Below are 6,000 nucleotides of genomic sequence, written 5' to 3'. Positions count from 1 at the left end.
TGGATTCGCACTTTCCCAAACATTATCCATGGCTTCTTCTAATAAGGTTTGAATCGTCGAATCAAGTGTTAAATAGATATCTAAGCCATCACTTGCCTCTTCTAATACAAATTCTTCTTTATTTGGTTGAACATATCCCTTTTTATCTCTTAAATATTGAATACGTCCATTTTTTCCTTGCAAATACTCATCAAAGTACGATTCAATTCCCATCTCGCCTTCAAGGACACGATTGACTTCATCCCACTTCGTATATCCAAGCGTATGAGAGGCAAACATCCCATTAGGATAAAACCGTTTGATGTTTTCCGTAAACTTAATCCCTTTTAAATTCATCTGTTCTATTTTTTCTTTTTCTAAATAGGTTAATTCACGACCGGCATTTCCAAATTCAACCTGTTTTCGATCTTTAGATAAAATTTCTTTTATTTCAGCTGCTGATAAATCGATGACCGTACTTAACTTATTAGCCGTATCATCAATATCTTCTACCACATCTCCATAACCTTCATATAGGTTAGCATATAAGGTATATGACGTTAACTGTTCTGCTAAAGCAACACCACTACGATCATAAATGGTTCCACGTTTACCCTGCACTTGTTCTTCAGCTAAATAGACATTAAGCGCATACTGATATAAATCATGACCTTTTTTCTCACCCGTGAGTGCCATCTCGATAAAATGATAGGCAATGGATAAAAAAAAGACCAAGAAGAAAGCTGTTATAATGACTAGCATCTTTCTTCCTGTGTGATTGAGTCGTCTTTCTTTTTTCATACTAATCATCCTCACCATACATTTGCTTCTTGATTTATTTCTATGAGGATTTTACTCTCCAATGTTTACAATGTTATTATAAGTCGAAAGTCCATTTTGTTTGGCAATTTCCATAGCACGTGAATAAGTTGAAAGTTCCGCAATTTTTGAATACAATTCTTCATTCACAACAATCTGGTTCGAAATTTTTAATTTTAACGCCTCTGTTTCATAATGAATTTGAGTCATTTGAGCGTCTAAATAGAGTCTCCCAGCAATCAAACAAAAAGCTCCAACTCCTGTTAAAATTGCTAAATTAGTAAAATTGTATAAACTTTTTTTCTTACGTTTAACGACTGTTCTTTTGACGTGTTGCGATGAATGCGAAACCTCAATTTGTTCTAATTGCTTAACCGCAGTATTCATGATTTCTCTTCCCCCTTATTCTACTTCATTTTCATAGCTACCCTTAATTTTGCTGAATGAGAACGATTATTTTCCGTTAACTCTGTTTCATCTGCCACAATTGGTTTGCGAGTAATTAATTTAAATTCTGGCTGGAATTCTTGTGGAATAACTGGCAATCCTCTTGGAAGATCTTTTGCTTCACTTCGTTCTTTAAACATATGTTTACAAATACGATCTTCTAAAGAATGGAAGGTAATAACAGCCACTCGCCCTTCAACATTTAACATATCCATGGCATCTTTTAATGCCTTTTCAAATACTTTCAATTCATCATTTACCGCAATACGTAATGCTTGGAAGGTACGTTTAGCAGGATGACCACCTTTTCGTCTTGCCGGCGCTGGAATCGCAGATTTGATAATTTCTACTAACTCAAAAGTCGTTTCAATCGGTTGTTTTTCGCGATAACGTTCAATGGCACGTGCAATTTGTTTTGAAAATTTTTCATCGCTATAAACACGGAAAATATATTCTAAATTTTTATATTCCCACTCATTGACAATCTCATATGCTGATAATTCAGCCTCTTGATCCATACGCATATCTAACTTCGCATCATGATTATAACTAAATCCACGTTCAGGTGTATCAAACTGTGGCGATGATACGCCTAAATCAAAAATAATACCATCTATTTTCATTACCCCACGTGCATTTAATTCTTCTTTCAAATGAACAAAATTACTTTTAATAATTGTAAAATTGTCTCCAATTTCTTTTAAACGTTTCGTTGCATTCTCAATTGCAAATGAATCTTGATCAAATGAATACAGATGTCCTGTAGTTAATCTTTTTAAGATTTCACTACTATGTCCGCCACCACCTAAGGTGCAATCAACATAAATACCATCTTCTTTTATCTCTAAATTCTCAATTGATTCACGAAGTAAAACTGAGTAGTGATTAAACATGGTTGTAACCTCCTATAAATCAAATCCTATATTTTCGGCAATATCTAAAATAGAATCTACAGAGAAATCAAAATATTGCGTCCATTTTTCTTTCTCCCAAATTTCAATTCGATTTGAGACGCCAATGATAACACAATCTTTACTAAGCCCTGCATAATTCATTAAGGGTGTTGATAGATTAATTCTTCCCTGTTTATCAAATTCACATTCACACGCACCAGAAAGAAAAAAGCGTGAAAATTGGCGGGCATCTTTACGATTAACAGGTAACCCATTCACTTTTTCAAGCAATATCTTCCATTCCTCTATCGGATAAATAAATAGACATTGGTCAATCCCTCTAGTAATAACACAACATTCGTTTAACTGCTCTCTAAACTTAGCAGGCATAATCAAACGACCCTTAGCATCTATACTATGATGAAACTCACCAATAAACATTTATATTCACCACTTATCTCCACAATCTCTATCTAACTATCCACATTTCACCATTAATTATACATTATCTAAGGTTGATTTAAAACAAAATTAAAAATTTTTTAAGGAAAAAGTTCTATAATATTTCCTTTTTTCATATAATAAAGTTTTTCTTTTGATATTTCCAAAAAATAACGCTACTTTATCGTTTAATCTGTCATTTTTTGTTTTATTTTCTCACATTAAAAAGCTATCTCTTGTTTCGAGATAGCTTCTTTATTTTATTCTTCCTCATGTTCCATTTCTTGAATAATATCATTGTATTGTTGGATTAAGTCTAAGAAAATTTCCCAAACCTCATCACGACCTTCATGAGTTTCTGAAGAGTAAGCCACAAAAACATCATCTTGATCAAATCCAAGCGTCTCCTTAATGAGTTTTTCTTGTTTTTTATACTGACTACGGTTCACTTTATCCTTTTTCGTTCCAATCACAACACTTGGGATTTCATAGTATTTGTATAACTGATACATTGCAATATCTTCCGCTGTTGGTTTATGACGATAATCCACCAATAAAACACCTAAGATTAATTCATCACGTTCAACTAAATATTCTTCAATCATACGTCCAAATGACTCTTTTAACGAGCGATTCACTTTGGCGTAACCGTATCCCGGAACATCAACTAAATACATCATATCATTAATGTTATAGAAATTTAATGTTTGAGTTTTCCCTGGACGGCTTGAAACACGTGCTAAGTGTTTACGATTTGTCAGTGAATTGATAAATGAGGATTTTCCAACATTCGAACGTCCTGCAAAAATCATTTCTGGTAATCCATCTGTTGGATAATGTTCCGCTTTGACACAACTTTTTATATATTCTGCTTTTGTTATATGCATATTCTCAACACCTTATCGTAACGCATGCTGTAAAACTTCATCTATCGTTGAAACAGGAATAAACGTCATTTGACTTTTTACGCTTTGCGGTATTTCATCTAAATCTTTTTCATTATCTTTTGGCATAATGATAGTTGTTAATCCTGCTCGATGAGCTGAAATTGATTTTTCTTTTAATCCACCTATTGGTAAAACACGACCTCTGAGTGTCACTTCTCCTGTCATTCCCACTTCGCGTTTTACAAATTTTTGACTTAAAGCAGAGACTAACGCTGTAACCATGGTCACCCCTGCAGATGGGCCATCTTTCGGAGTTGCTCCTTCTGGCACATGAATATGAATGTCATGATCTTTAAATAAATCTGGGTCAATGCCATACTTTTTAGCATTTGCACGAACAAAACTAATCGCAGCCTGCCCTGATTCTTTCATAACATCACCTAGTTTACCTGTTAAAACCATTTTGCCCGTCCCTTTATAATATGTGACTTCAACAGGTAAAATATCTCCTCCAAATTGAGTATACGCAAGTCCTGTCACGACACCAATTTGATCTTCTGTTTCAATCAATCCATGTGTATATTTATGTTTTCCTAATAACTCAACAAGCATAGAAGAATCCACATGTAATGATTCTACTTTTTCGGCTAATAATTTTCTAGCAACTTTTCGACAAATAGAGCCAATTTGGCGTTCTAACTGACGCACACCAGCTTCTCGAGTATAATATTGAATTAACTCTAAAATCACCGCTTCATCAATCGAAAGCTGTTCCTTCGTTAAGCCATGAGCCTCTAACTGTCTCTGTAGCAAATAACGTTTCGCAATTTCCGTTTTTTCCTGTTCTGTATAACTATCTACATGAATCATATCCATACGGTCACGAAGTGGTGCCGGAATATTTTCTAAATAGTTAGCTGTTGCAATAAACGAGACATTTGATAAATCATATTCTTCTTCTAAGTAATGATCACTAAAATGACTGTTTTGTTCAGGATCTAAAACCTCAAGCATCGCAGAAGCCGGATCTCCTTTATAATCACTCGCCATCTTATCAATTTCATCTAACAAGAAGACTGGATTTGTCGTTCCCGCTTTCTTCATCGCTTGAATCATTCGCCCTGGTAATGCTCCTAAATAAGTACGGCGATGTCCTCTAATTTCAGATTCATCCTTAACACCACCAAGTGATATCTTGACAAATTTTCGTCCTAAAGCATCTGCAATCGATTTTGCAAGTGATGTTTTCCCAACCCCAGGAGGTCCAACTAAACATAAAATAGTCGAAGGATTTTTACCTGTCATCGTTTTAACCGCTAAATATTCTAAAATGCGATCTTTAACTTTTTCTAATCCAAAATGTTGATTATTTAAAGTTTCTTCTGCAAATAAAATATCTGTATTATCGGTTGTTTGAATCGACCATGGTAGAGCTAGAATCCACTCAATATACGTTCTAACCACACCTGATTCACTTGAATTAGAGGGTAACATTTCAAAGCGTCGAATCTCCTCTAAAGCCTTAGCTTTAACTGCTTCAGGAACTCCTAATGCTTCTAACTTTTCTCTGAATTCTTGACTGACCGCCTCTTTTGAGTAATCATCACCTAATTCTTTTTGGATTGCTTTTGCTTTTTCTCGTAAATAAAATTCTTTTTGATGAGCATCTACCGAACGTTTAACTTCTTGATTAATTTTCATTTCAAGATCAGCGATGTATTTTTCTTTCTCGATATCTTTTAATAATAAGGTTAAACGCTCCTCAACATTTGTTTCTTGAAGATATTTTACCTTTTCTTCTTCTGATATACGTAAATAGAAGGCAACAATATCCGTTGCTTGATCTGCATTCGTTGCACTCTCAACCAATTCTTTTACATCATTTGGATGAACAAATAAAGAACTTCCATGTTCAACAACCGCTTCTTTTAATAGACGCATAATCGCGATTTCTTGTTCTTCTTGTAAAGGAGTTGATGGCATCGTCTGAACTGTCGCCATGAAATAAGGCTCTAACTGAGTATATTCTTGTATTTCAACTCGTGTTAAAGTATTAAACTTTACTTTATAATGTCCATTTGGTAACTTAATTTTCATCGTTACCTTGGCAATTGTTCCGTATTGGAGTAAATCTTCACTTTGCGGAACTTCCACATTTGGATCAACTTGTGAAACTAAAATAACATAGTTTGAGTATTCTTCACAAACCTCTAACGCTTCGATTGATTGTGGACGTCCAATTTCTAAACGAATTTCTGTATTAGGTAAAGAAATCACACCTCTCACAGGTAACACTGGAAGTGTATGTGTCTCCACACTGTTTACATCTATTCTCATTTCCACTCACCTCACTAGTACTTTGCATACGACGTATCATGCTACATATCACAATATCGGATTGTGTCTGTCTTTGTTTGCTTTTCATGTTTATCATGGACGGACAGTTTCATTGATATAGAAAAGGAAGCGATTCGCTTCCCATTCTCTACTACTATTATAACATAAAAAACTTTTGATATTTTATACGAAATAAA

At 34.4% G+C, this 6,000-nt stretch carries 5 protein-coding genes and 1 pseudogene; all 6 read right to left on the bottom strand.

Annotated features, from left to right (window positions below; translation table 11 throughout):
• A pseudogene (locus QWC74_RS09175) lies at positions 1 to 780 on the bottom strand (penicillin-binding protein); the annotation flags it as partial.
• A 51-nt stretch (positions 781 to 831) separates the two neighbouring features.
• Positions 832 to 1,185: a hypothetical protein gene (locus QWC74_RS09170; RefSeq protein ID WP_006785054.1), complete on the bottom strand. Its 354-nt coding sequence runs from the start codon at positions 1,183 to 1,185 to the stop codon at positions 832 to 834.
• 20 nt (positions 1,186 to 1,205) lie between these two features.
• Positions 1,206 to 2,138 (bottom strand): 16S rRNA (cytosine(1402)-N(4))-methyltransferase RsmH, encoded by a 933-nt coding sequence (rsmH, locus tag QWC74_RS09165; protein ID WP_006785053.1) that lies wholly within the window; start codon positions 2,136 to 2,138, stop codon positions 1,206 to 1,208.
• Between the two features lie 12 nt (positions 2,139 to 2,150).
• Positions 2,151 to 2,579 carry a division/cell wall cluster transcriptional repressor MraZ gene (gene mraZ, locus QWC74_RS09160; RefSeq protein WP_006785052.1) on the bottom strand — a complete coding sequence of 143 codons (429 nt, stop codon included), beginning with the start codon at positions 2,577 to 2,579 and terminating at the stop codon, positions 2,151 to 2,153.
• A 260-nt stretch (positions 2,580 to 2,839) separates the two neighbouring features.
• A complete protein-coding gene (gene yihA / locus QWC74_RS09155) occupies positions 2,840 to 3,466 on the bottom strand; it encodes a ribosome biogenesis GTP-binding protein YihA/YsxC (protein ID WP_006785051.1) in 627 nt (208 codons plus the stop codon).
• Positions 3,467 to 3,478: 12 nt separating this feature from the next.
• Positions 3,479 to 5,803, bottom strand: coding sequence for an endopeptidase La (gene lon / locus QWC74_RS09150; RefSeq protein WP_288993986.1), 2,325 nt, complete (start codon positions 5,801 to 5,803; stop codon positions 3,479 to 3,481).
• Positions 5,804 to 6,000 lie beyond the last annotated feature (197 nt).

It is taken from the genome of uncultured Turicibacter sp., from assembly GCF_938044715.1.
Lineage (GTDB): Bacteria > Bacillota_I > Bacilli_A > MOL361 > Turicibacteraceae > Turicibacter > Turicibacter sanguinis.
The sequence above is the reverse complement of the archived record's forward strand: the minus strand, read 5'-3'. Positions and strand labels throughout refer to the sequence as shown.